The sequence below is a fragment of the Phyllobacterium sp. GQ127 genome, from assembly GCF_059758635.1.
Map to the genome: position 1 here is coordinate 1 of NZ_JCAXDZ010000022.1, position 1908 is coordinate 1908.

Sequence of the window (1908 nt, forward strand, 5' to 3'; positions counted from 1 at the left end):
TCATATAAAACCCTCTTTATCCGGGGGCGTCGGCCATCATCAACTGGATCCTCGAGACTAGGATCGACAGCGCCAAAAAGCCACACAGTGGAGTGATTCCCGATCAAATTGTAATAAACCGACACGGTTGAGGATCAGGGATTTTCAGATAGAACGGCCGGTTCTTCTTTGAGACGTCAGGATTGTCCGTGACAGGAGTATGGCTTGCTCGCCACAGGCCTCTAAGTCGTCGGGATTTCCCGACCATTCGCACCAGGAGCTTGCAGCATCAAGCAGCGACATTATAGCCCGAACAGCGCGTTTGTCAGGCAGATATCCCATCTCCTCTGCGGCGGCACCGAAAAGTCCTGCACAAAGGTCCAGCCAGTGATCGATCTCCCGACGGAATTCCAGCTCCAGAAACCCACCGATGCGATCCATTCTCACAAGGAGATCCCAAAGGTCGCTCGCTGGATGCGAGATCTGACGTTTTGCAGCCGTAACGATCAAAGCATCCCAAAATTCCTCAATATTGCTCGTTTCGTCGACTGCCTCAAGAATCGCATATCCCCAGTTGCTGTAATGCCAGCGCAGCGACTCCGCCACGATTTCGCTGCGCCCTCCCGGGAAATGGAAGTAGATACTGGAAGCCTTCACACTGGCTTGTTTGGCAAGTAACCGCATCGTTACCGCGGAATAGCCCTCGAGACTCGCAAGCTTTAAAAACACTTCCAGGATACGCTTTCGGCCCGGGGTCAAATCAGACCAATCGCGTTGATCCAGATGCTGCTTGAACATATTGCGTGCAGCCATCACGCGAGGCGGAAGGGTCATCAGATATCCTTACAGTACGTCGTCGCAGTGAATCTCGCGTAACCTGCGAAGTCAATGACTTACTTATGCGCGGCTGCACACTGTCGGCCACGTACAAGCCCACAATACCAGCGGCTATAGATATAAAGTTTGCGCCTTACCGGCTACCGGCGCCCGGTCTTGCAAAGTGGTCAGCTCAAGTCTTTGCACTTTAAAAGATCCATGCTGATCAAACTGCCGGAAAAGTACAGGTACTAAAACGGGTCGCGAGCAGCAGTCAGCCATCCACCATCCATTACATAGGCGCTTCCATGAACGTAATCGGCATCATCGCTTCCAAGAAAGGCTGCCAGTTTTGCGATTTCTTCCGGCTGGCACCAACGACGTGCGGGAACTTTGCTGATTGCGAGCACCATATCGGGAGACGCGGCATTGTGCTCCGGCAGGGCCAAGGGTGTTGCGGTGGCTCCAGGGCAAATCGCGTTAACGCGAATGCCGCGTGCCCCGTATTCAAATGTCAGTTGGCGCGTTAAGCCAATCACGCCGTGCTTGGAAGCGGTGTATGCCGATCCTCCGCCAGCGGCACTGAATCCAGACGTTGACGATGTGTTGATGATTGCGCCTTTTCCTTGCGACAGCATGTGCGGAATCACGGCACGCGCCATCAGGAAGGGACCTGTGAGATTAACGGCAAGGACCCTGTTCCACTCCTCAAGGCTAACCTCGTGTGCTGGGGCATGTCCATCCAGAATTCCTGCGTTGTTGCAAAGAAGATCAATTTTTTGCCAGCGCTCAATGACTGCCTTGACAGCTTTGTCGACGCTTTCGGCGTCACTCACGTCGGCCTGTATTGAACAGGCCATATCCGGCGTAGCGAGTTTTTCGACCGTTTCGACAGCTCGATCCAGATTGATGTCGAGAACGGCAACATGTGCTCCTCTGGAAACAAATTCACTGACCATGGCCCGGCCCATTCCCGACCCTGCCCCGGTGATTACGACCACCTTACCGCTATAGTTGCTCACGACAAAAGCCTTTCATGTTCTGTTTTTCCGAGTAGCAGCTCCGTCAGCAGGTAATCCCATGCATTTTCGACAGGCTGTGGTTTTGGTGACG

Annotated in this window: 2 protein-coding genes; both read right to left on the minus strand. The window is 53.5% G+C overall.

Annotation, left to right across the window (positions count from 1 at the left end; all coding sequences use genetic code 11):
• Positions 1-144: 144 nt before the first annotated feature.
• Positions 145-813 (minus strand): TetR/AcrR family transcriptional regulator, encoded by a 669-nt coding sequence (locus tag AC6CHM_RS25075; protein ID WP_498176058.1) that lies wholly within the window; start codon positions 811-813, stop codon positions 145-147.
• 233 nt (positions 814-1046) lie between these two features.
• A complete protein-coding gene (locus AC6CHM_RS25080) occupies positions 1047-1817 on the minus strand; it encodes an SDR family NAD(P)-dependent oxidoreductase (RefSeq protein WP_498176060.1) in 771 nt (256 codons plus the stop codon).
• Between the last annotated feature and the right edge of the window lie 91 nt (positions 1818-1908).